Source organism: Microvirga sp. HS2, assembly GCF_055792805.1.
Genome location: NZ_JBVVAJ010000044.1, coordinates 16,373 through 37,337, shown reverse-complemented (window position 1 = coordinate 37,337; position 20,965 = coordinate 16,373). Strand labels below are relative to the sequence as shown.

Sequence of the window (20,965 nt, the reverse complement as noted above, 5' to 3'; positions counted from 1 at the left end):
CAGGCGAAGAGCGGCATCTTGTGCAGCGTCATGCCCGGAGCGCGCATGTTGAGGATCGTGGTGATGAAGTTGATCGCGCCCAGGATCGAGGATGCGCCGGCGAGGTGCAGGGCCAGGATGCCGAAGTCGAACGCCGGGCCGGGATGGCCCATGGTCGAGAGCGGCGGATAAGCGGTCCAGCCGCCGCCGAAGCCGAGCGAGCCCGGAGCACCCTCCGAAAACAGGGACAGGATCATCAGGCAGAAGGCGGCAACGATGAGCCAGAAGGAGATGTTGTTCATCCGCGGGAAGGCCATGTCGGGCGCGCCGATCATGAGCGGCACGAACCAGTTGCCGAAGCCGCCGATGAGCGTGGGCATGATGACGAAGAACACCATGATGAGGCCGTGGCCGGTCACGAAGACGTTGAACGCCTGCGGATTGGAGAAGAACTGCAGGCCGGGCTCCTGGAGTTCCAGGCGCATGGCAATCGACAGAAGGCCGCCGACGATGCCCGCCGTGAAGCCGAAGATGAGGTAGAGGGTGCCGATGTCCTTGTGGTTCGTGGAGTAGAACCAGCGCCGCCAGAACGTCGGATAGTCGCCGTGGTCAGGGGAACCGGCATGCGCCGTATGAGCCATGATGAAGCTCCTGACGCCCCCGAAGCCGCATGTGAGATGCTTCGCCCCTCAGTCTTGCTGCAAGGGCGCCTCTTCGTTTTGTTTCTACCGACAGGATCGGCAGATTGCCCAGGTTATGACAGCGGAGCGAGAAGGCAACTCAGAAAAACTGCGTAGGCATGTCTCGAAAGGGGAATGCCCGACCGGCCATGAGCCTCAGGAACCCTATCCTATCTGGGCCTACCCGTTCCGACGAGCACTCGGTCCGTCGACCGTCCAGACCCAATTCAAGGTGCGCGAGACACTCTGCTGAAATTGCCCGAGCCCCCGTTAAGCATTCGGGATGCCTTGCTGGCGCTGGCGAAATAAAACCGCAGTTTCAAGAGAGACTGGTTGCCAGCCGGATAAATGCTACGCCGGGGTGACGAGCGGACAATGGAGCTGAAGGACCCGCATCACGAGCCCATTCGCCTCCCCGACCGGCGGGTCGCCCGGCGGGCGATCCGCAAGCCGACGCCAATCCGGATCACCATCACCACGTGGCGGCTGATCCTGCTCGCCTTGGTGGGCATTCTGGTCCTGATCCTGTGGACGGTGCCCATCGTGCCGGCGGTGGCGCTCGCCGGCTTCGGCGTAGCCCTGGTGCTGTCCTTCCCAGTTCACCTGTTGGCGCAGATCGTCCCGCGCGGCCTTGCCATCCTTCTATCATTCCTGATCCTGCTGGCCGTGCTGCTCCTGGTGGCTTACATCCTTCTGCCCCTGATCGTGTCCCAGGCGGGTGCCCTCGTCACCGCCTTGCCGGATCTCGTGCAGAACCTGGAGCAGTATCTGGTCCGGGCGCTGTGGATCCTGGCTTCCCGGGATCTTCTGCCGGATACACCGGAGGCTGTGGCGGCCCGTCTGACCGGGGACCTCCGGAACAGCCTCGGGGTGATCAGCAACAATGTGCTCGGCCACACGCTGGGCATTCTCTTCGGCACCTTCAGCTGGGCGCTCACCCTGTTCGCCATAGTCTTCGTGGCCGCCTCGCTGTTGGCGAATGTGCGCTCGTTCAAGGCGGCGTATCTCACCAGCGTGCCAGGGCACTACCGGCATGACGCCCTGGCGTTCTGGGATGCGCTCGGCCATGCCTTGTCGCGCTATCTCGGCGGACTGGGGCTGGTGCTGGCGATCCAAGGCATCCTCTCGGCAATCGGGCTTTTCCTGCTTGGCGTACCCTACGCACTCGCGCTCGGCGCCTGGGTTTCGATCACGGCGGTCGTCCCTTATTTGGGCGCTTGGCTTGGAGCTGTCCCGGCCCTGCTGGTTGCGTTCTCGCTCTCGTCCACCACGGCAGTGCTCACGGCCATTCTGTTCCTGGCCATCCAACAGCTGGAGGGCAATGTGCTGACGCCCCGCATTCAGGCCCAGACCATCAAGGTGCCGGCAGTCCTGGTGTTTCTCGGCGTCTTGGCCGGCGGATCGTTAGCCGGGATCACGGGCGTGCTACTTGCCGTGCCCACCCTCGCCACGCTCCGGGTGATCTTCGACTTCTTTCGGGTTCGGCTTCGAACCGAATAGGTACCGAACGGGTGGGTAATGGTGCGCTTGAGCTCCTCGATACGACGATGCTGCGTTCGAGCAGCATCTCCTCGACAAAGCGTGGGCTCTAAGGAAACTTGAAGTACAACCAGACCGCATGGATATGAGCTGAATCCGAAACCAGTGGCGCTCATAGCTCACAGGCTTATTCATGCCGCAGATTTTAAAACACGAGCCTCTGACCAAAAGTTACCGCGACATCACCTACAGGCGAGCACAATAACGTCAGCGCCTGCGGTGAGAATACCGCAGAGGAGCTGATAGACCGCTTCGACCACGGCACCGGCGCCTCCCTCAGAATAGAGCCGCAGCATGAGGCGCGGGCGTCATGAAACCATCACGAAACCATCATCCAACCTTTGCACATTCCCAGTATCGCCTGACTCATCGCAACTGGGCGGCGTCGTTTCAAACCGACAGACGTACGGCGAACACGTGCTTTACCGCTTAGCCAAGGGGGATTGAATGTTGAAGATGAACCGCCGTCAGGCGCTTGGAATTCTCGGTGCAACCGGTAGCACCCTGATCCTGCCTCGCTTTGCCATTGGGCAGAGCGCACGTCCTTCAATCACCATTGCAGTGCAGAAGATCACCATCAACGGCACCCTCGACGTCTGGTACGAACAGTCCAACGTCGGTGAACGCGTGTTCTTCCCAAATCTCTGGGAGGGATTAATCCTGCGGAACTGGATGGGTAATCAGGGCCCGGTTCCTGGGCTTGCCACAGAATGGAAGCGTATCGACGACAAGACCGTCGAGCTCAAGTTGCGCCAGGGCGTCAGGTTCCACAACGGCGACGAGATGACGGCCGATGACGTGGTGTTTTCCCTCTCCGCGGAGCGGATGTTCGCGGACACGCAGCCCGACGGCGGCAAGACCATTTATGAGGACAACTACAAGCCGAAGACCGATAAGGAGCTTCCCGCCTCCGTTCCCGGTGTTGCCCGCCGCATATGGCCTGCTCTGCGCGGCGTCGAAGCCGTCGATAAGTACACGGTTCGGTTCCACAATGCATCACCCGACGTGACGCTCGAAGGTCGCCTGTTCGCCTTCGGCAGCCAGATCGCCAGCCGCCGCGCGTGGAACGATGCCAAGTCCTATACCGAATGGGCGCGCAAACCTATTACCACCGGTCCCTACAAAGTCGTCGAGTACAAGCCCGACGTTTCGCTCGTGCTGGAAGCGCATGACGATTACTGGGGCGGCCGTCCGCCGCTGCAGCAGATTCGCTTCGTCGAAGTTCCGGAAGTGTCCTCGCGCGTCAATGGCCTGCTCTCGGGTGAGTACGATTTCGCCTGTGACCTTCCGCCAGATCAAGTCGGAGCTGTGGAGAAAGCCAAGGGTTTCGAAGTGCAGGGCTCTCCTATCCTGAACCACCGCATCTCGACCTTTAACAAGTACCATCCCGTCCTGGAAAATCCGCTGGTCCGTCGCGCCATGACCCACGCGGTCGACCGTCAGGCGATCGTCGAAGCGCTATGGGCCGGAAAGACCAATATACCGAAGGGACTTCAGTTCGAGTTCTACGGCGACATGTTCATCAATGGCTGGGACGTGCCGGCCCATGATCCGAAGCTCGCACAGACTCTACTGAAAGAAGCCGGCTACAAGGGCGATCCTATTCCCTTCCGTGTGCTGAACAACTACTACACCAACCAGGTTCCTAATGCGCAGATCATGGTTGAGATGTGGAAGCAGGTTGGCCTGAACGTTGAAATTCAGATGAAGGAAAACTGGGCACAGATCCACGATGCGTCTGCGCCGCGTGGCGTGCGTGACTGGTCGGCCGGCGCGGCCTTCAATGATCCTGTCGCAACCATCGTTAATCAGTTCGGACCGAACGGCGAGGTTCAGCAGAAGAAGGACTGGACCAACGAAGAGGCCAATAAGATGGCTGAAATCATCCAGAAATCGACGGATCGTGCAGCTCGTAAGAAGGCCTTCGCCCGTATGCTGGAGATCTGCGAGCGCGAGGATCCTGCCTATCAGATCATCCATCAGAACGCGGTGTTCACGGGCGTGAAATCGTCCCTCAGGTGGAAGGCTGCTCCGGCCTTCGCAATGGATTTCCGCCATGGGAACTGGTCCCACTGAGTTGACTGACCTCTGCCGGGGCCAAGTTCACGTCGCTTTGCTGTGTGAATCCTGAGCCGCATCGGGTCATGCGGCTCATCAACAGGAAGTCTGCCATGTCCTTCATCGAGATTCGTGACTTACGCGTCGCCTTTGATGGCACTCAAGTCCTCCACGGCATCGATCTTGATGTCGCAAAGGGAGAAGCTGTCGGACTGGTCGGAGAATCCGGATGCGGAAAATCCGTGACCTGGCTCGCGACCCTCGGATTGCTGCCGGGCAAAGCCCACGTGACCGGCTCGGTGAAGATTGATGGGCAGGAGCTTTGCGCATCCCCCCGCTCGACGCTGGAGGCCGTTCGAGGAGGGCGCATCGCCATGATCTTTCAGGATCCTTCCTCTTCGTTGAATCCTGTCGTCCGCGTGGGACGCCAGATCGCCGAGGCGCTGCGCATTCACCGCAAGCTTGAGGGGGGCGCCGTTCGCAGCGAAGCGATCCGCTTAATGGATATGGTGGGCATTCCCGATGCTCAAGGCCGGTTCGATACCTTTCCGCATGAATTCTCAGGCGGACAGTGTCAGCGCCTGATGATTGCCATGGCGCTCGCGGGCGAGCCGGACCTGTTGATTGCCGACGAGCCGACGACCGCGTTGGACGCCACCATTCAGGCGCAGATTCTTGACCTCTTAAGCACTGTCAGGGCCGAAACCGGGATGGCCATGGTGTTCATCTCCCATGACCTCGGTGCCGTCAGTCAGGTTTGCGAGCGAATCTGCGTCATGTATGCCGGCCGCATCGTCGAGGAGGGACCCATCGAAGCCCTCTTCGACAATCCGCGCCATCCCTATACGCGTGGGTTGTTCGATGCCATTCCCAGGCTTGATGGCGGCCGCGAAAGGCTCATCCCGATCCAGGGCACCGTACCGGATCCGAAGTGTTTGCCTCAGGGTTGTGCCTTCTCGCCCCGCTGCCCTCGGGTCACCGATTCCTGTCGAAACAATCTGCCCATGCCTCAATCTCAACGAGATGACCGCCAGCTGGCCTGTTTCCATCCGGTGCCCGAGAAAGGCCAGTGCCTCCAGGTGCTCCATCTCCGTGAGAGCTTCGCGGCATGACCGCACTTTTGCAAGCGGAGAATCTCGTACGGGTCTATGAGACCCAGCGTGGACTTTGGGCGAGATCGACGCCCGTGCGCGCCGTCGACGGCATCAGCCTGATGGTTTCGGCAGGCGAAACGCTAGGAATCGTTGGAGAAAGCGGCTCGGGGAAATCCACTCTCGGCCGAATGCTCCTGGGAATTGATCCTACGACCGACGGTCATATTTTGTTCGATGGAAAGCCTTTGCCTGCCCTGGGAACGCCCGCATGGCGCAGGCTTCGCGCGCAAATGCAATTGGTGTTTCAAGACCCGTTGGCTGCTCTCGACCGTCGCTTGCCTATCGCCGAGCAGATTGGTGAGCCTCTGGTGATTCATGGCCTTGCAGCCAAAGCCGAAATGAAGGAGCGTATTTCGGAGCTGATGGCTGCTGTTGGCCTCCGGCGAGATCAGGCAGCGCGCTATCCTCATGAGCTTTCAGGCGGCCAGCGCCAACGCGTCATCATCGCTCGCGCTCTTGCAACTAAGCCGAAATTACTTGTGTGTGACGAGCCGGTCTCAGCTCTCGACGTTTCAATTCAGGCGCAGGTATTGAATCTTCTGCGCGATCTGCAGGAGAAGCACGGCATTGCGATGGTGTTCATCAGCCACGACCTGAAGGTTGTGCGGAACATCGCGGACCGCGTGGCCGTGATGTATCTGGGGCGCATTGTGGAAGAGGCCTCCTCCGATGCGATCTTTGCCGACCCGCTGCATCCCTATACGCGGGCGCTGGTTTCCTCGGTGCCGTCTCCCGGACGGAAACTCGAAAGCCGCATCATCCTGCAGGGCGAGTCGCCCAATCCGGCCAAGCGGCCCACCGGTTGCGCATTTCACCCGCGCTGCCCCATGACACAGCCTTCCTGCCGGAGCATCGTTCCCGCGCTTCGAGCAGTTGAGGGCGAGCGTACTGCAGCCTGCCATCTCCTCAACTCGTCTGCGGTTCCACGTGTGGCGTGAGTTTCGCCTGAGGACCTTGTCTCATGCTTTCCCTCGTTCTCTCCCGATTGTTGCGCGCATCGATAACCGTGCTTCTGGTCATGACCTTTGCCTTTTGCGTACTGCGTCTGTCCGGCGATCCGGCTCAGATCCTGCTCGGGCCCGACGCTCCTCAGGAGGCTATCGATGCTTTTCGAGAGCGTTGGGGATTGAATGATCCCATCATCGTGCAGTATTGGGCCTATCTGAGATCGCTCTTGTCGCTCGATTTCGGTGTCTCGATGCGTGACAAGTCGCCTGCGTTGCAACTCGTTCTGGACCGCATCCCGACAACTCTGCAGCTGACGATTCCAGCCCTGATCCTGAAGATCGGCATCGGCATTCCAACCGGGGTTTATGCAGCGCTTCACAGACAAAGCATTGCCGATCGTGGCGTGATTATACTGGCCGTATTCGGCTTCACCATGCCGTCCTTCGTCATCGGATTGCTGCTCGTTCTGATCTTCTCAGTGACGCTCGGCTGGCTGCCCTCCGGCGGACAGGACAGCTGGGCTCACGGAATCCTGCCGATCTTGACCATGAGCATCGGCGGCATCGGCATTCTGGCGCGGTTCACCCGGTCCGCCATGATCGAGGTTCTGGGCCAACCCTATATCCGGACCGCTTCCGCCAAAGGCGTCAACTGGCGGGATGTGGTTTGGAAACATGCCCTTCCCAACGCGTCAGTGCCGATCATCACCATCATCGGCTTTATGATCGGGTCGTTAATCGCAGGGGCGGTGCTCGTCGAGACGATCTTTGCGTGGCCCGGCGTTGGACGATTGCTGGTCGTATCGGTCTCCAACCGGGACCTCGCCGTCGTGCAATGCCTTCTTCTTCTGATTGCCGGAACGATGGTCCTAGCGAACCTCGCAGTGGATATTCTTTATGGCTGGCTGGATCCTCGCCTGCGCGGCAAATCGGGCGCACATTAAGGAGATGCGACCATGACCGACTTCGTCGCAGATGTTCCAAAGAGTGCCGTCGGCCCAGGATTGCTGCGCCGCATTCGCAGCAAAATTCCGTTTCTGGTTATCTGCGGCCTTCTCTGGCTCGCTCTGATGGTTCTCATAGCGCTCTTCGCCGACTGGCTCCGACCTTACCCCATCACGAAGATGGATCTCTCCGCCCGCCTCGCCGCTCCAGGGACGCCGGGGCATTGGCTCGGAACGGATGAACTCGGGCGGGATGTTCTCTCCCGTCTGCTGCAATCTATTCGGGTTTCGCTCATTATTGCCTTTGGGGCTACGCTGTTGTCAGCTGTGTTCGGCACGGCTTTGGGCTTCTTGGCCTCGCGCTTCCGCGGAATGGTAGAGAATGTCGTTCTGACATTGGCGGATTTTCAGGCAGCCCTGCCATTCATGATTTTATCCCTTTCCGTGTTGGCCTTCTTCGGATCGTCGATGACGCTCCTGGTCTGCCTGATGGGCTTTTATGGATGGGAACGTTATGCCCGCATCGCGCGTGGCCTTGCGATCTCGGCAGGTGCCCAAGGTTATGCCGCAGCAGTCGTTCAACTCGGCGCCACGCCAGCACGGGTTTATCTCAAGCACATCCTGCCGAACGTGGCTTCGACCCTGATCGTCTCGACGACCCTGACCTTTCCAGAGATCATCCTCATGGAGAGCGGCCTTTCCTTCCTGGGCCTCGGTGTTCAACCGCCGGAGACATCACTGGGCAATATGGTCGGCTTCGGGCGCGAGTATCTCACGCGGGCGCCATGGATCATGCTGGCCCCGGCATTCGTCATCATGGTCACAACGCTTTCGATTTCCCTGGCAGGGGATTGGCTGCGCGACAAGCTCGATCCAACTGTACGCTGAACTCCCTTGGGCGACAATCGAGCTCTTCAGAAGGAATCCTGAACGATGACAATGATTATCGGCCATCGTGGTGCACGGAATATATGGGCGGAGAACTCTCTCAGCGGTTTCCGCAACGTCTTGGAACTCGGCGTGAAGGCAGTAGAACTGGATCTGCATCTCAGTGATGTAGGCGAAATCATGGTCATTCATGACGCCACGCTGGACCGGACGACCGATCGGAGCGGCCCTGTCAGGACCTTGGGCTCCGATGAGCGCCGGACGGTACGCCTCAGAGGCCCTGAAGGTCTGACCGAAGATCATGTTCCATCTCTTGAAGAAGTGCTTGAGACTCTTACCGACCACGACGTGCAACTGCACGTCGAAATCAAGCACGACGAGAATGGGCAACCTTACCCCGGCCTTGCCAGGATGGCTGCGGACATGCTCCGCCGCTACGATCTTGCGGATCGCGCTTGGTTGACCTGTTTCGATATGACGGTTCTGGAAACCTGCCGCCAGGAGGCTCCCGAGATCAGGCGGCTCGTGTCAGTCAATTCTAATTGGGTCGCCAGGGCAGGCGGGATGGAGGCCTTCTTGGCTAAGGCGAAGCAACTGGTCGACATTATCGCCGTTCATCACGCGTTGCTGGCGGCTGAATGGAGCCGGATCATTGCCATCCATCCCAAGGAGAAACTGTGCGTCTGGACTATTAATGACGAGCAGCAAATGCAGCATTGGCTTGGCAAAGGCCTCGGCTATCTGACGACGGATAGCCCTGATCTGGCTCTCAGATTGCAGACTGCCTTGGCGGAGCCCATACTAAGTGACACAGGCGTGATCACGAGCATCCGTCCGGGCTCGGGAACAAACGCTGCCGAACCCCACTGAGTCTCATCGACCGGGCCCGGCCTCGCAGCTGCCGCCTACCACAATGCGCCACGGCAGCAATGAGCGTGCGGTAGGCGTCAGTCGTGACACCTCATTCTGCCGCCACGTCCTCTGCTCCATTTCTGAGACGACTTGCCTGCTCCAGGTCTCGGATCGCGCGAGGTCGGCACAGTGTGTCTCGTACGCCGCCAAGTTGGGAAAAGCGGAGAGCCAGACGAAGACGTTTTCCCCTTCACGGACAGGGAGGCGGGGGAAAGTATTCGGACTACGCTCGGTTACCAGGGTGGCCAGAACTTTGGCCGAGGCCTGCTCGAGATGGGGCCTGACCTGCGCTTCGAAGAATCGGGCGAACTCGTCCTCCGTGCGCGGTGCGAGATAACAAACCGTCGCAACCACAAGCCCGCGCGCCATGTCGATTGCGCCAGGCGCAGGACGCAGAACATGCAGAGGGGCAAAGCCGGCGCCGGGGGACGCGGGACGAAGGAGCAGGACGTTATCCGAATTGATCATCGTGCCGTTCGCCTGGTCCCGGTGGGCGTCCCAGATCGGACCGGTGTAGAACGCGTTCAGCGCCGCTGCGCGTGAGGGCATGTCGCGAAAGCCTCTCAGCCACACGAAGGTATTAGGATCGTCGAGGTCGCGAAACTGACCGATCACGCTCATGCCCTGTGCTTCCTGCGCCTCAATGAACTCGCGGTCGAACAGGTCGATCAGCATCTCCCGGGCTCCGGGGCGCAGACGATACCGCCGCAATTCGACGATTGCGCTGGGCGCAGCCCCGATCTCCTGCGGAACGGAGTTGCTCTCCTGGGCGAGGCTCGTGGATGACGTCATGTATATTCCCGATCAAACCGGATGATTGTCCTGTTTTGAATTACAGGACGGTTGTCCGGTTTTGTCAAGCTGCTATGATTGGCGGCAAGGAGAACCCTATGGCGGAACGAGCTGTCTCATCGCATCGTCGGACGAACGATCCAGAAGGTCTGCGGCAGCGTCTCGTGGATGCAGCCTATGCAGCCTTTTCGACCCGCGGCTACCATTCCACTGCCCTGCATGACCTCAGGCGCGAGACAGGAGCCACGGGCGGAGCCCTTTCGCATCACTTCCCGTCCAAGAAGGCGCTTGGGCTTGCGGTGATCCAGGACCGTGTGGCGGACGCCGTCGAGGAGACCTGGATCGGGCCGGTTGCATGTGCCCCTACCGCAGTGGAGGGCATCCAGGCGGTATTCGCCGGCATCGCGGCGGAACTGGAGCGGAATCGAGCGGTGTCTGGCTGTCCGCTGAACAATCTCGCGCTGGAACTGTCCCGCCAGGACGAAGACTTCCAGGTCGCGGTTGATGCGATCTTTCTGCGCTGGCGCAGCGCCATCGCGGACAAGTTCCGGGCAGACATGCGGGCGGGCGCCGTTCGGGACCTTGACCCTGAGGCAGTGGCGACGCTGGTTGTCGCAGCCTATTCCGGCGCGATGGCGATGGCGAAAGCCTGCCAGTGCGCGGATCCTCTCAAGATCTGTGCCGATCAGTTAATATCGATGATCCGAGAGCAGACATCGCCGTACACCAAGACGCTTCCCCTGGATTGAGCCGCCTCCAGGCGACGGAAGCCATTCTGCGACCTGTCTCCGGAGCTATGGGGTTGCGCGGCAGGAAGCAGCGGATGCAGTCCGGCCCTCCGACGGTCATGCGGGCCCGGCTCGTGAAAGTCCTGTCCTTTTTCGTCTTCTGAAGTCGCGTCTATCGCTCGACCAGCCAGTACAGACCGGCACGGGCTCCCACAATGATCGACCCGGCGGCAAGGATCGAACCCAACGAGAGTGTAGAGACCCCTGTGATCCCTTGGCCAATCGTGCAGCCGAGAGCTGCAACGCCTCCACTGCCCATCAGAAAGGATCCCAGGAGATGTCGTTTGATCTCGCGAGCATCGTCCGGTGCTTCCCAATGGAACTCGCCGGCCAGACGCGCGGCCAGAAACGCTCCCGCCAAAACGCCCAGCACGGAGCCGACAGCGAAATCGATCTGCATGCCCGACGCCAGCATCGCATAAACGAGCGTCTCGCCGAGTGGGGCGACGAAGGTGAAGGACTCTACCCGCCGAGGCTCGAAGGGATCATGGCCGACGACCCCGGAAATCCACCAGCCAACAACGACCAGAGCACCAATCATGGCTCCTGCCCCGATCAATCGGTGGGACTGGCGGAAGCTACGATCCGCGAAGACAAGCGCGATCAGAGACAAGGCGACAGCTGCTACCAGAATCCCATTGCTCAATCCGGAAAGACCGATAAGGCTGCCGATGGTTTGCGAACGTCTCGGCGAAAGATCGAGGGCAAGCGGCTCGAGCAACTGGATCCTGACAAGACCTGTCAGCCCCCGCATCGCCATGTAGGACGAGATCGCGATGACCAGGAAGGCCATCAGGGCCTTCATATCGCCGCCACCCAGTCTCAGAAGGGTGCCGAATCCGCACGTACCGACGAGAGCCATGCCGACGCCGAACATAAGGCCACCGACAATCGCACCGGCCCATTCGAGGCGCGGACTGACATAGATTGCCCTCGAGAGATCGAAGATCGTGAAGGAGGCCAGCAGGTGGGTTCCGATGATGGCAGCGGCTATCGCGAGCCCCCAGGCGCGAAGCCGTTTTGTGTCTCCGGCGTAAACGGCATCCTCGATCGCGCCGAGAGTGCAGAACCGGCTGCGGCGTGCGATCCAACCAAGCACGAGGCCGGCTGCGAAGGCGAGTCCTGCCCGTATGAGGTGCGGCGCCAGTTCCTCCGTCATCAGGCCATCATGTCTTGCAGAACGTGCGATAGAGGACGCCAACGAGGTCGATCACCTCCGGTCGGGCAAGGGAATAATAGATGTTCTTGCCGTCGCGCCGGGTTTCCACGAGGTTGTCAGCCCGCAAACGAGCCAGCTGCTGGGACACGGCGGGCTGACGCAGGCTCAGGACCTGCTCAAGTTCCGACACAGATTTTTCGCCGTCGATCAACAGGCACAGAATGACGAGGCGAGCCTCGTGGGAAATCGCCTTCAGGAATTCGCTGGCTTCCCGCGCATTGGCGAGAAGAGCATCAATCCCTAGCTGAGTGCCCTTGCCTGCAGTCCTCTCGGCAGTCGAGGCCGTCATGGAGATAACCTTTTGAAGATGCACTGTCAGCCAATCGTCTGCACGATAACTGAACGGAGCGTCAATCAGGATGGTGAAGGAAGGCTGCGGCCGAGCTTTTCCAATAAGCCCCAGAAGAAGTCCTCGCCCGGATAGCCTTCGATGCGTCCGACCTCCCGCCCTTCCTCGATAAGGACGAAGGTGGGGGTAAAATGCACCGCGCGAGCAAGTTTTGCCTCCAACGGCGGGTCCCGGTCAAGATCGACCATTCGAAGCGGAAATTGCCGTCCGAGATCGCTCTTGGGATAAACGGTACCAATCACCCGATCCCAAGTCTGGCAATAAGGGCAGCCTGCCCGGCGGAACATCACGAGCTCGGCCGCCCATGCCGATGGGATGCCGAGGCCGATCGCAATGAAAGCGAAGCTCACCAGAAGAGGAAACGCTCGGGTCACGCCAAGATCTTTCTTATGCTGACATTTCCATATATAACAAAATTCGAATATGATTAAAAGGGGGACTCAATGAGCATGGATGTCGGGCTTCTGGCTGCGTTCGGCGCGGGCATCCTATCATTTCTCTCACCCTGCATTCTGCCCCTGGTGCCGCCCTATCTTTGCTTTCTCGCAGGCACTTCACTCGATGATCTGACCCGGCACGGCACCGCGCCTGCCGTCACAAGCAAAGCCTTCTTTCGCGCCCTCGCCTTTGTGATCGGATTTGCGCTGGTTTTCATCGCGCTCGGCGCCGGGGCCTCAACGTTGGGACAGGTGGTCTCGGAGCATCTAACGCTGCTGTCGCAGATCGCAGGTCTGATCATCATCGTTCTCGGACTGCATATGCTTGGCGTCTTTCGCTGGTTCCTCCTGATGCGGGAGGCCCGCTTCACTGTTTCCAACCGTCCGGCCAGCCTGATTGGCGCCTTTGTGGTCGGGCTTGCCTTCGCCTTCGGATGGACGCCTTGTGTCGGTCCGGTGCTCGCATCCATTCTGATGATCGCAGGTACTGACGATTCCGTCAGCTATGGCGCTAGCCTTCTGGCGGCCTATGCCGCCGGGATCGGTGGCCCGTTCCTCGTCGCTGCCCTCTTCACGGGTCCGTTCCTGCGCTGGCTCTCAGGCTTCAAGCGCCATCTCGGCACGATCGAGAAGGTGATGGGAGGCGCTCTGATTGCGACGGGCTTTCTGATCTTCACCGGAGCCATGCCTGTGATCGGTGGCTGGCTTTTGGAGAATGTGCCTATCCTTGGTCTTATCGGATGAGCTTCTATCCAAACCGGAAGGCCAGGAGGCGGTCGAACGCGCGCTGCTCGATCAGCAGACGATAAAGATAGTCTCCGTCCTGCTTGTCCACGGCGTCGGGCACTAGCTTCAGGCTCGCTGTAAAGCCATCCATGAGCCGCCGGAACTCTGGCTCGGCGCGTACGTCCTGCGGAGCCTCGGCATCGCATTGGGCAAGTGCACGCTCCGTCACGGCAGCCGCCTCGACGATTTGCCGACGTACGCTGGTATCGGAGAGGTCCGGGCGGGCTTTCCGGTGAATGTCGAGAGTTTCGTAAGCGCTGCCCGCCCTCGCGATGCAGTCTGAGAACAGAGGTATTCCAGCATTCTGACGCCACGCATCGAGATTCCTGCTCGACTCCATCATCAGGCCGCCTGCCTGTTCCAGTTCTCCGCCCTCCGCGGCCTTGATGCTCTGCTCGACTTGTGTCCGTGAGCCCGCAAGAGCAGTAGTCAGTGCTGGCTCTGCCCAGGGCTGATCTGTTTCCTGAGATTTTAAGAGATCCCTGAGACGTTCCATCTCGACGAGCGCAAGATCGGCGTTCCCTGCCTGGAGATAGCCGAGAGCCACGCGCCGATGAGTCCGGACCTGCTCCAGGACGGCACGAGCTTCAGATTGATCCAAAGCCCAGACCGGCCCAATGGCAAGGACCCAACCCAACGCAAAACCCGAGAGCCACTGCCCCATCATCCGTCACCTCCCTTGATTGCCGTCCAGCGTAATCGAGCCTACACTTGCAGGAAAGTGAATATCAGGAGGTTCATGATGCTGTCTCGCCGCTCCGTGCTCGCAGGCCTCGCGATGACCGCCCTTGGGGGCCCCTTGCCTCGGCACGCTGCTGCAGAGGCCATCCTGACCGAAGACGGGCTCTATCGGCAGACCTGGTTTCTCGAAAGCTTTCTGGAGTTCGGGCCCGACCTTGATGAGGCTGCCGCAAAGGGCAAGCGCCTCGCAGTCATGTGGGAGCTGAAAGGCTGCCCGTATTGCAAAGAAACTCATCTGGTGAACTTCGCAAAGCCGGAGATCGAGACTTTCGTGAAGGAGCGCTTCGAGATCCTGCAACTTAACATCATCGGCTCGCGCGAAGTCACGGATTTTGACGGTGAGAAGCTCTCTGAGAAGCGAATGGCCGAAAAATACGGGATCCGATTCACCCCCACGTTCCAGTTCCTACCCGAACAATCGGCGGGACTTGCAGATAAGAAGCCGCGCGACCGGGAAGTCGCCCGGGCACAAGGCTATCTGCAACCCGAGGACTTCCTGAAGCTCTTCACGTTCGTGGCCGAAAAAGCCTATGAACGCGGCTCATTGCGGGACTATCTCCGTTCAGCGAATTAGCGAACCACAATCCAGCGATTGACAAAGGCGCCAACTTGGCGAACACTTGCATAAATTCGCATGTGTGAATGACGTGCAGAAAGCCGCGTTAGACGGCACCGAGGAAACGTTAATGAAGTCAGGCATTGCCGCTTTTGCGGCCTTCGTGACCTACGCGGGTATCGCTTTCGCCCAGAACCCGTCGATTCCGGCCTTGGCACCGACGCCAGCCTCACCGCCCGCGCCAGCAATCGCCTCGTACGAGATCGTCGAGGCTGATGGCGTTGCGAGCATTCCCAAGTCTCTCACTGGCAAGCCTGGAGACCCTAAGGAAGGGCTCAAGGTGGTGGCAGGGCGGCGCCTTGGGAACTGCCTTGCCTGTCACCAGATCTCGTCGCTGCAGTCGGAAGAATTCCATGGCGAGATTGGCCCTGCTCTCGATAGCGTCGCCTCCCGCTGGGACGAGGCGAAGTTGAGAATGATCATAGTGAATCCAAAGAAGGTCTTCACGGAAGAGACCGTGATGCCGGCCTTTCACCGTACGGAGGGCTTACACCGTGTCCGTGAGCAGTTCGCAGGCAAGCCCATTCTGACCGCACAGCAGGTCGAGGATGTCGTGGCTTACCTCTGGACCCTGAAATGACAAACGCCCCCGTGCGGAAGATGCACATTTGGCGGGGATAAGGGAGACCAAAGACTATGAACAACGCAATCAGTCGCAGGCAAGCTCTAGGCCTGGGAGCCGGCGCTTTCGCAGCCATGGCCCTGCCCCTGCGCCCGACCACTGCGCTGGCCAAGAATGATGCCGAGGATGTGATCAAAGCCTTCGCCGACGGCAAGACACCGGAGAAGGCGAAGGTGAAGCTGGAGCTTCCCGAAATCGCCGAGAACGGCAATACGGTCCCGGTCACCGTGTCGGTCGAGAGCCCGATGACGAAGGAGTCCTACGTCAAGGACGTTCTCATCGTCGCCGATGGCAATCCCCGTGCCGGCGTGATCACGTTCCACTTCTCTCCGTCCGCCGTTCCTGAAGCCAACACGCGCATCCGCCTGGCAGAAACCCAGAATGTCGTGGCGATCGCCAAGATGAACGACGGTTCGGTCTACATGGCTTCCAAGGAGGTCAAGGTCACGATCGGCGGCTGCGGTGGGTAACCTCGAGACAGCCGCCCCTTCCTTCTCCCTCTAAAGGTTATCGACCATGGCAGAAACAACCCCGAAGCCCCGCATCCGCCTCGATAAGAAAGAGGTGAAGGCCGGCGAAACGATCGAGATCAAGAGCCTGATCTCGCACATCATGGAATCCGGTCAGCGCCGCGACCCGCAGGGTAACCTCATCCCTCGCAAGATCATCAACAAGTTCACCTGCGAACTCGACGGCGAGGTGGTTTTCGGCGCCGATCTCGAATCGGCGGTGTCGGCCAACCCATACTTCCAGTTCAAGATCAAGCCGGCGACGTCCGGAACGCTCAAATTTACCTGGATCGACGACGACGGCACGAAGATCGAGGCCACGGAACAGATCAAGGTGACCTGACGAGCAAAAATGAAGGGCCGCCGCCGAGAAGAGCGGCGTCCTTCCCGAGGAAACGCACAAGGACGATCCATGAAGATGCAATCTGCGACCCGTCCCCTCATCGCCCTGGTCTTCGGGCTCTTTGGCGTCGCAGGCATGGCCTGGGCCCAGAGCACGCTCGAGCACCCGGACTGGCAAGGAAAGGGCATCAAGCCACCAACCTCGGATCACCCGCTGCAGGAAATCATCTCCGGCATCCATTTCCGCACCAAAGAAACCCAGACGATGCAGGAGGACGACTTCAACAATCCGGGCTTCCTCGCCGTCGAGCGCGCGGAAGCGATGTGGTCGAAGCCGGATGGCACAGCGGGCAAATCTTGCGCCAGCTGTCACGAGGATGCTTCCGTCAGCATGAAGGGAGTGGGCGCCGCCATGCCGAAGTGGAATGAAACACTCAAGAGGCCCGTCAATCTCGAGCAGCAGATCAACATGTGCCGCACGGAGCGTATGCAAGCCGAGCCATGGAAGTTCAAGTCTCAGGAGCTGACGGATATGACCGCCTATGTGCGGCACCAATCCCGAGGCATGGCGGTCTCGCCTAAGGTCGATGGGCCCATGACGCCTTGGTTCGAGAAAGGAAAGGATCTGTACTACACCCGTAACGGCCAGCTCGATCTGGCCTGCGCCAGCTGTCACGAAAAGAACCACGGCAAATACCTGAGGGCGGACTTCCTGAGCCAGGGCCAGAGCAACGGCTTTCCTGTCTACCGCTTGCGTGACCAGCGTCTGATCCCGCTCCATGAGCGCATGGAAGGCTGCATCTTCGACGTTCGCGGTGAGCCCTACAAGCCGCTCTCTGACGAGTTCTTGGCTCTCGAGCTCTATCTGGCCTGGCGCGGCATTGGTCTACCCGTCGAAACGCCTGCGGTTCGAAACTGAATCTCAAGAAGCCAATAGGAGGGGTGATGACGTCCAGACGAGAGTTCCTGCAGATCGCAGCCGCCGCGGCAGCCATCATCCCGAGTGGGTGGACGCGGGCTTTTGCGCAGCAGCGCCTGACCCAATCCGACCTGCTGGCGTATGAACCTGTCGGGAACGTGACGCTGGTTCATATCACCGACATTCACGCACAACTCGTCCCTGTTCTCTTTCGCGAGCCCTCGATCAATCTTGGCGTGGGCGACGCGAAGGGGGCTGTGCCTCATGTGACCGGCAAAGCTCTCCTGGATCTCTACGGGATCCCGGTTGGCTCGGATCAAGCCTACGCGCTGACCTCTGAAGATTTTTCTGCTCTCGCGAAGACCTATGGCCGGATGGGCGGGCTCGACCGCATCGCAACCGTCGTGAATGCGATACGTGCTGAGCGCGGCGATCGGGTCGTTCTGCTCGACGGCGGCGACACTTGGCAAAACAGCTACACGTCCATGGTCTCCAAGGGCCAGGACATGGTGGATTGCTTCAAGCTCTTGAAGCCGGACGCCATGGTGGGGCACTGGGAGTTCACGCTCGGCGCAGACCGGGTCAAGGAGATTACCGAGGATCTGGGCTTCCCCTTCCTCGGCCTCAATGTCCGGGATACCGAGTGGGACGAGGCTGCCTTCGAGCCGATGACGATGATCGAGCGTGGCGGCGTCAAGATCGCCGTCCTGGGTCAGGCTTTTCCCTACACGCCTATCGCCAATCCGCGCTGGATGATACCTAATTGGTCATTCGGCATCCGTGAGGATGACGTCCAGGCCAATGTCGACAAGGCTCGCCAGCAAGGCGCGCAGCTCGTCGTGCTTCTTTCCCACAACGGCTTCGATGTCGACCGGAAGCTTGCCTCCCGCGTGAAAGGCATCGACGTCATCCTGACCGGCCATACCCACGACGCTCTCCCCGATGTGCTGAAGGTCGGCAAGACCCTTCTGGTAGCCTCCGGCAGCCACGGCAAATTCGTCTCGCGCCTCGACCTCGATGTTCAAGGGGGCGAGGTGAAGGGATATCGCTACAAGCTGATCCCGATCTTCGCCGATGTCATTGCGCCCGATGCCGAGATGGCCGCGAAGATCAACGAAGTGCGCGCCCCGCACGAGGCGATGCTGCGGGAGGTCATCGGGCGAACCGACACCCTCCTCTACCGGCGCGGCAACTTCAACGGCACGCTCGATGACGTGATCTGCGAGGCGCTTCTGTCCGAACGCGATGCGGAGATCGCGCTGTCGCCAGGCTTCCGATGGGGAACATCCCTGCTGCCTGGGCAGGAGATCACCCGCGAGGACATCTACAACGCCACCTCAATGACCTATCCGGCCGCCTACCGCATGCCGATGACGGGTGCGCGCCTGAAGGAAATCCTTGAGGATGTGGCGGACAACCTGTTCAACCCTGATCCCTATTACCAGCAGGGCGGCGATATGGTCCGGGTCGGCGGCGTCTCCTACACGATCGATGTGACCAAGCCTATCGGCAGCCGGATCAGCGACCTGAAGCTCCTGCGCACGGGTCAGCCGCTCGAGGCGGCCAAGGAGTACACGGTCGCTGGCTGGGCCAGCGTCAATGAAGGCACCGAAGGACCCGCGATCTGGGATGTGGTCATGAACCACATCCAGAAACGTAAAACGGTCGCCCCGCAGGAGGCCACCCATGTTCGGGTCCAAGGCGCGTAGGTTTAACCAACATATGCAAATATTTGCATGTTTTTTGATCACATAAGAACAGACGTCGGACGAGATAGATGGTAGACAAACCAAACGATCCTCGCTTCGCCTCACGCCGGGCCTTTCTTCGTTCCGGCCTCGTCGCGGGCGGAGCCGCCGCGCTCGGCGGGTCTCTCCCCGTACGGGCTGAGACCGCCGGCAATCCTGCAAACCTGCCGCCGAACGTGCCGGACTGGTCGCGTTATCTCGGCGAAGGCGTGGGCGTCCGGGCCTATGGCAAGCCGTCGCAGCATGAGGCGAATGTCATTCGCCGCGACGTCGAATGGCTTACCGCCAGCCGCGAGAGCTCGGTGAGCTTCACGCCGCTGCACGAACTCGACGGACCGATCACCCCGAACGGGCTGTGCTTCGAGCGCCACCACGGCGGCATCGCGGAGGTTAATCCGGCCGATTACCGACTGATCCTGCACGGCCTTGTCGACAAGCCGCTGACCTTCACGCTCGATGATATCAAACGCATGCCGCGGGTTAACCGCGCCTATTTCTGCGAGTGCGCTGCCAACTCCGGCATGGAATGGCGCGGAGCTCAGCTCAACGGCTGCCAGTTCACGCACGGCATGATCCACTCGGTGATGTATACGGGCGTGTCTCTGAAGGTGCTGCTCGAGCAAGCTGGCGTGAAGCCCAACGCCAAGTGGCTTCTCCTGGAAGGCGGCGACGCGGCGGCGATGACCCGCTCGCTGCCTCTTCAGAAAGCTCTGGAAGACACCCTCGTAGCCTACCGCATGAATGGCGAGATGCTGCGCCCGGAGAACGGCTACCCCGTCCGCATGGTGGTGCCCGGCTGGGAAGCCAATATGTGGATCAAGTGGATCCGCCGCATCGAGGTCGGCGATCAGCCCTGGCATCATCGCGAAGAGACGTCGAAATACACGGATTTGCTTGAGGGCGGCAAGGCGCGCCGCTTCACTTACGTGATGGACGCCAAGTCCGTGATCACCAACCCCAGCCCTCAGGCGCCCCTCAACCACAAGCGGGGATTTACCGTTCTCACAGGCCTTGCCTGGTCCGGCCGCGGCAAGGTCCAGCGGGTCGACATCTCGCTGGATGGCGGCCGCAACTGGCAGACCGCCCGTTTGGACGGGCCTGTCTGGGATAAGGCGCTCACCCGTTTCTACTACGAGTTCGATTGGGACGGGCGAGAGCTCCTGCTCCAGTCCCGCGCCATGGATGAGACGGGCTATGTGCAGCCGACGAAGGCTGAACTGCGTCAGGTACGCGGGGTCAACTCGATCTATCACAACAACGGCATTCAGACTTGGCACGTGCGCTCGAGTGGGGAGGTGGAGAATGTCGAGGTTTCGTAGCGTCCTCGTGGCTTCCGGCTTTGCGGCCATTGCGATGACGGCCGTGGGATTCGCCCAGACGAAGCCCGCTTCTCAGGCACCGCGCGACCTCGGGATCGGGCGGGCGGCAACCCCGGAGGAAATCGCTGGCTGGGATATCGACGTGCGCCCTGACGGCGTCGGCCTGCCCGTCGGTAAGGGCACTGTCAAGGACGGGGAAGCTCTCTATGTCGAACGCTGCGCGGCCTGCCATGGGGAATTCGGCGAGAGCGCGGGCCGCTGGCCGATTCTGTCCGGTGGCGAAGGCACGATCTCCGGCCATGATCCGGTTAAGTCCATCGGATCCTACTGGCCCTATGCATCGACGGTGATCGACTACGTCCGCAGAGCTATGCCCTACGGCAATGCCCAGTCGCTTACCAACGACGAGCTTTACGCGGTCACGGCCTATGTCCTTTATCTCAACGACATCATCAAGGAAGAGGACTTTGAGCTGAACGAGAAGAACTTCACCTCGTTGAAGCTGCCGAACGAAGCGAACTTCTTCGACGATGATCGCGAGACCAGCGAAAAAGCCTTCTGGAAGAAGGAGCCCTGCATGTCGAACTGCGCGAACGAACCGGCGAAGGTCGTCGGACGCGCGCGGGCCCTCGATGTGACGCCTGAGGAGGGTAAAGGCCCAAAGGTCGAGTAGAATC

23 protein-coding genes are annotated in these 20,965 nt (G+C 60.3%); 17 read left to right on the top strand and 6 right to left on the bottom strand.

The window, feature by feature from the left end:
• Positions 1-620, bottom strand: a 620-nt coding sequence (locus tag ACS5Q0_RS24395; protein ID WP_473129244.1) for a cbb3-type cytochrome c oxidase subunit I, incomplete at its 3' end; no start/stop codon positions are given.
• Positions 621-1,034: 414 nt separating this feature from the next.
• Between ACS5Q0_RS24395 and ACS5Q0_RS24390 the strand changes: the two genes are divergently transcribed.
• The 7 genes from ACS5Q0_RS24390 to ACS5Q0_RS24360 all read left to right on the top strand — a co-directional run bounded on the left by ACS5Q0_RS24390 (position 1,035) and on the right by ACS5Q0_RS24360 (position 9,059).
• Positions 1,035-2,159, top strand: a complete 1,125-nt coding sequence (locus ACS5Q0_RS24390) for an AI-2E family transporter (RefSeq protein ID WP_473129243.1) — start codon at positions 1,035-1,037, stop codon at positions 2,157-2,159.
• Positions 2,160-2,645: 486 nt separating this feature from the next.
• Complete coding sequence (locus ACS5Q0_RS24385; protein ID WP_473129242.1) at positions 2,646-4,274, top strand: ABC transporter substrate-binding protein; 1,629 nt, start codon at positions 2,646-2,648, stop codon at positions 4,272-4,274.
• A 95-nt stretch (positions 4,275-4,369) separates the two neighbouring features.
• Positions 4,370-5,368 (top strand): ABC transporter ATP-binding protein, encoded by a 999-nt coding sequence (locus ACS5Q0_RS24380; protein WP_473129241.1) that lies wholly within the window; start codon positions 4,370-4,372, stop codon positions 5,366-5,368.
• Entirely contained in the window at positions 5,365-6,348 is a 984-nt protein-coding gene (locus ACS5Q0_RS24375; protein WP_473129240.1) for an ABC transporter ATP-binding protein, read from the top strand. The genes ACS5Q0_RS24380 and ACS5Q0_RS24375 overlap by 4 nt, the downstream gene beginning before the upstream one ends.
• Before the next feature lie 23 nt (positions 6,349-6,371).
• Entirely contained in the window at positions 6,372-7,301 is a 930-nt protein-coding gene (locus ACS5Q0_RS24370; protein WP_473129239.1) for an ABC transporter permease, read from the top strand.
• 12 nt (positions 7,302-7,313) lie between these two features.
• The gene (locus tag ACS5Q0_RS24365; protein WP_473129238.1) at positions 7,314-8,189 is read left to right on the top strand and encodes an ABC transporter permease; all 876 of its coding nucleotides are present in this window, start codon (positions 7,314-7,316) and stop codon (positions 8,187-8,189) included.
• A gap of 45 nt (positions 8,190-8,234) precedes the next feature.
• Positions 8,235-9,059 (top strand): glycerophosphodiester phosphodiesterase family protein, encoded by an 825-nt coding sequence (locus ACS5Q0_RS24360; RefSeq protein WP_473129237.1) that lies wholly within the window; start codon positions 8,235-8,237, stop codon positions 9,057-9,059.
• Between the two features lie 3 nt (positions 9,060-9,062).
• Here the strand turns inward: ACS5Q0_RS24360 and ACS5Q0_RS24355 are convergent, their stop codons facing one another.
• Positions 9,063-9,893: an NIPSNAP family protein gene (locus ACS5Q0_RS24355; protein WP_473129236.1), complete on the bottom strand. Its 831-nt coding sequence runs from the start codon at positions 9,891-9,893 to the stop codon at positions 9,063-9,065.
• Between the two features lie 98 nt (positions 9,894-9,991).
• Between ACS5Q0_RS24355 and ACS5Q0_RS24350 the strand changes: the two genes are divergently transcribed.
• On the top strand, positions 9,992-10,642 hold the full coding sequence (locus tag ACS5Q0_RS24350) for a TetR/AcrR family transcriptional regulator (protein ID WP_473129235.1): 651 nt from the start codon (positions 9,992-9,994) through the stop codon (positions 10,640-10,642).
• 151 nt (positions 10,643-10,793) lie between these two features.
• Here ACS5Q0_RS24350 and ACS5Q0_RS24345 read toward each other — a convergent pair whose 3' ends face one another.
• From ACS5Q0_RS24345 to ACS5Q0_RS24335, 3 genes are all read right to left on the bottom strand, one after another.
• Entirely contained in the window at positions 10,794-11,840 is a 1,047-nt protein-coding gene (locus ACS5Q0_RS24345) for a YeeE/YedE family protein (protein ID WP_473129234.1), read from the bottom strand.
• A gap of 7 nt (positions 11,841-11,847) precedes the next feature.
• Positions 11,848-12,189 carry an ArsR/SmtB family transcription factor gene (locus ACS5Q0_RS24340; protein WP_473129233.1) on the bottom strand — a complete coding sequence of 114 codons (342 nt, stop codon included), beginning with the start codon at positions 12,187-12,189 and terminating at the stop codon, positions 11,848-11,850.
• Positions 12,190-12,254: 65 nt separating this feature from the next.
• Complete coding sequence (locus ACS5Q0_RS24335; protein ID WP_473129232.1) at positions 12,255-12,536, bottom strand: thioredoxin fold domain-containing protein; 282 nt, start codon at positions 12,534-12,536, stop codon at positions 12,255-12,257.
• A gap of 156 nt (positions 12,537-12,692) precedes the next feature.
• On the opposite strand from ACS5Q0_RS24335, the gene ACS5Q0_RS24330 reads away from it, so the two are divergent.
• Positions 12,693-13,430: a cytochrome c biogenesis CcdA family protein gene (locus tag ACS5Q0_RS24330; RefSeq protein ID WP_473129231.1), complete on the top strand. Its 738-nt coding sequence runs from the start codon at positions 12,693-12,695 to the stop codon at positions 13,428-13,430.
• Positions 13,431-13,434: 4 nt separating this feature from the next.
• On the opposite strand, the gene ACS5Q0_RS24325 is transcribed toward ACS5Q0_RS24330, so the two are convergent.
• Complete coding sequence (locus ACS5Q0_RS24325; protein WP_473129230.1) at positions 13,435-14,019, bottom strand: hypothetical protein; 585 nt, start codon at positions 14,017-14,019, stop codon at positions 13,435-13,437.
• A 195-nt stretch (positions 14,020-14,214) separates the two neighbouring features.
• On the opposite strand from ACS5Q0_RS24325, the gene ACS5Q0_RS24320 reads away from it, so the two are divergent.
• The 8 genes from ACS5Q0_RS24320 (at position 14,215) to ACS5Q0_RS24285 (ending at position 20,961) form a co-directional block, all read left to right on the top strand.
• On the top strand, positions 14,215-14,787 hold the full coding sequence (locus ACS5Q0_RS24320; RefSeq protein ID WP_473129247.1) for a thioredoxin family protein: 573 nt from the start codon (positions 14,215-14,217) through the stop codon (positions 14,785-14,787).
• A 112-nt stretch (positions 14,788-14,899) separates the two neighbouring features.
• Positions 14,900-15,409 carry a sulfur oxidation c-type cytochrome SoxX gene (gene soxX, locus ACS5Q0_RS24315; protein WP_473129246.1) on the top strand — a complete coding sequence of 170 codons (510 nt, stop codon included), beginning with the start codon at positions 14,900-14,902 and terminating at the stop codon, positions 15,407-15,409.
• A 56-nt stretch (positions 15,410-15,465) separates the two neighbouring features.
• Positions 15,466-15,921: a thiosulfate oxidation carrier protein SoxY gene (gene soxY, locus ACS5Q0_RS24310; RefSeq protein WP_473129229.1), complete on the top strand. Its 456-nt coding sequence runs from the start codon at positions 15,466-15,468 to the stop codon at positions 15,919-15,921.
• Positions 15,922-15,967: 46 nt separating this feature from the next.
• Positions 15,968-16,303 carry a thiosulfate oxidation carrier complex protein SoxZ gene (soxZ, locus tag ACS5Q0_RS24305; protein ID WP_473129228.1) on the top strand — a complete coding sequence of 112 codons (336 nt, stop codon included), beginning with the start codon at positions 15,968-15,970 and terminating at the stop codon, positions 16,301-16,303.
• Positions 16,304-16,438: 135 nt separating this feature from the next.
• Positions 16,439-17,221, top strand: a complete 783-nt coding sequence (soxA, locus tag ACS5Q0_RS24300) for a sulfur oxidation c-type cytochrome SoxA (protein WP_473129245.1) — start codon at positions 16,439-16,441, stop codon at positions 17,219-17,221.
• A 26-nt stretch (positions 17,222-17,247) separates the two neighbouring features.
• Positions 17,248-18,930 carry a thiosulfohydrolase SoxB gene (gene soxB, locus ACS5Q0_RS24295; RefSeq protein WP_473129227.1) on the top strand — a complete coding sequence of 561 codons (1,683 nt, stop codon included), beginning with the start codon at positions 17,248-17,250 and terminating at the stop codon, positions 18,928-18,930.
• 68 nt (positions 18,931-18,998) lie between these two features.
• A complete protein-coding gene (gene soxC, locus ACS5Q0_RS24290; RefSeq protein WP_473129226.1) occupies positions 18,999-20,288 on the top strand; it encodes a sulfite dehydrogenase in 1,290 nt (429 codons plus the stop codon).
• Entirely contained in the window at positions 20,272-20,961 is a 690-nt protein-coding gene (locus tag ACS5Q0_RS24285; RefSeq protein ID WP_473129225.1) for a c-type cytochrome, read from the top strand. The genes soxC and ACS5Q0_RS24285 overlap by 17 nt, the downstream gene beginning before the upstream one ends.
• The last annotated feature ends 4 nt before the right edge of the window (positions 20,962-20,965 follow it).

Excerpts from the sequence above, each read along its gene's own strand:
- ACS5Q0_RS24390 (WP_473129243.1), top strand. The coding sequence starts at position 1,035 with ATGGAGCTGAAGGACCCGCATCACGAGCCCATTCGCCTCCCCGACCGG.
- ACS5Q0_RS24385 (WP_473129242.1), top strand. The coding sequence starts at position 2,646 with ATGTTGAAGATGAACCGCCGTCAGGCGCTTGGAATTCTCGGTGCAACC.
- ACS5Q0_RS24380 (WP_473129241.1), top strand. The coding sequence starts at position 4,370 with ATGTCCTTCATCGAGATTCGTGACTTACGCGTCGCCTTTGATGGCACT.
- ACS5Q0_RS24375 (WP_473129240.1), top strand. The coding sequence starts at position 5,365 with ATGACCGCACTTTTGCAAGCGGAGAATCTCGTACGGGTCTATGAGACC.
- ACS5Q0_RS24370 (WP_473129239.1), top strand. The coding sequence starts at position 6,372 with ATGCTTTCCCTCGTTCTCTCCCGATTGTTGCGCGCATCGATAACCGTG.
- ACS5Q0_RS24365 (WP_473129238.1), top strand. The coding sequence starts at position 7,314 with ATGACCGACTTCGTCGCAGATGTTCCAAAGAGTGCCGTCGGCCCAGGA.
- ACS5Q0_RS24360 (WP_473129237.1), top strand. The coding sequence starts at position 8,235 with ATGACAATGATTATCGGCCATCGTGGTGCACGGAATATATGGGCGGAG.
- ACS5Q0_RS24355 (WP_473129236.1), bottom strand. The coding sequence starts at position 9,893 with ATGACGTCATCCACGAGCCTCGCCCAGGAGAGCAACTCCGTTCCGCAG.
- ACS5Q0_RS24350 (WP_473129235.1), top strand. The coding sequence starts at position 9,992 with ATGGCGGAACGAGCTGTCTCATCGCATCGTCGGACGAACGATCCAGAA.
- ACS5Q0_RS24345 (WP_473129234.1), bottom strand. The coding sequence starts at position 11,840 with ATGACGGAGGAACTGGCGCCGCACCTCATACGGGCAGGACTCGCCTTC.
- ACS5Q0_RS24340 (WP_473129233.1), bottom strand. The coding sequence starts at position 12,189 with ATGACGGCCTCGACTGCCGAGAGGACTGCAGGCAAGGGCACTCAGCTA.
- ACS5Q0_RS24335 (WP_473129232.1), bottom strand. The coding sequence starts at position 12,536 with ATGTTCCGCCGGGCAGGCTGCCCTTATTGCCAGACTTGGGATCGGGTG.
- ACS5Q0_RS24330 (WP_473129231.1), top strand. The coding sequence starts at position 12,693 with ATGAGCATGGATGTCGGGCTTCTGGCTGCGTTCGGCGCGGGCATCCTA.
- ACS5Q0_RS24320 (WP_473129247.1), top strand. The coding sequence starts at position 14,215 with ATGCTGTCTCGCCGCTCCGTGCTCGCAGGCCTCGCGATGACCGCCCTT.
- soxX (WP_473129246.1), top strand. The coding sequence starts at position 14,900 with ATGAAGTCAGGCATTGCCGCTTTTGCGGCCTTCGTGACCTACGCGGGT.
- soxY (WP_473129229.1), top strand. The coding sequence starts at position 15,466 with ATGAACAACGCAATCAGTCGCAGGCAAGCTCTAGGCCTGGGAGCCGGC.
- soxZ (WP_473129228.1), top strand. The coding sequence starts at position 15,968 with ATGGCAGAAACAACCCCGAAGCCCCGCATCCGCCTCGATAAGAAAGAG.
- soxA (WP_473129245.1), top strand. The coding sequence starts at position 16,439 with ATGGCCTGGGCCCAGAGCACGCTCGAGCACCCGGACTGGCAAGGAAAG.
- soxB (WP_473129227.1), top strand. The coding sequence starts at position 17,248 with ATGACGTCCAGACGAGAGTTCCTGCAGATCGCAGCCGCCGCGGCAGCC.
- soxC (WP_473129226.1), top strand. The coding sequence starts at position 18,999 with ATGGTAGACAAACCAAACGATCCTCGCTTCGCCTCACGCCGGGCCTTT.
- ACS5Q0_RS24285 (WP_473129225.1), top strand. The coding sequence starts at position 20,272 with ATGTCGAGGTTTCGTAGCGTCCTCGTGGCTTCCGGCTTTGCGGCCATT.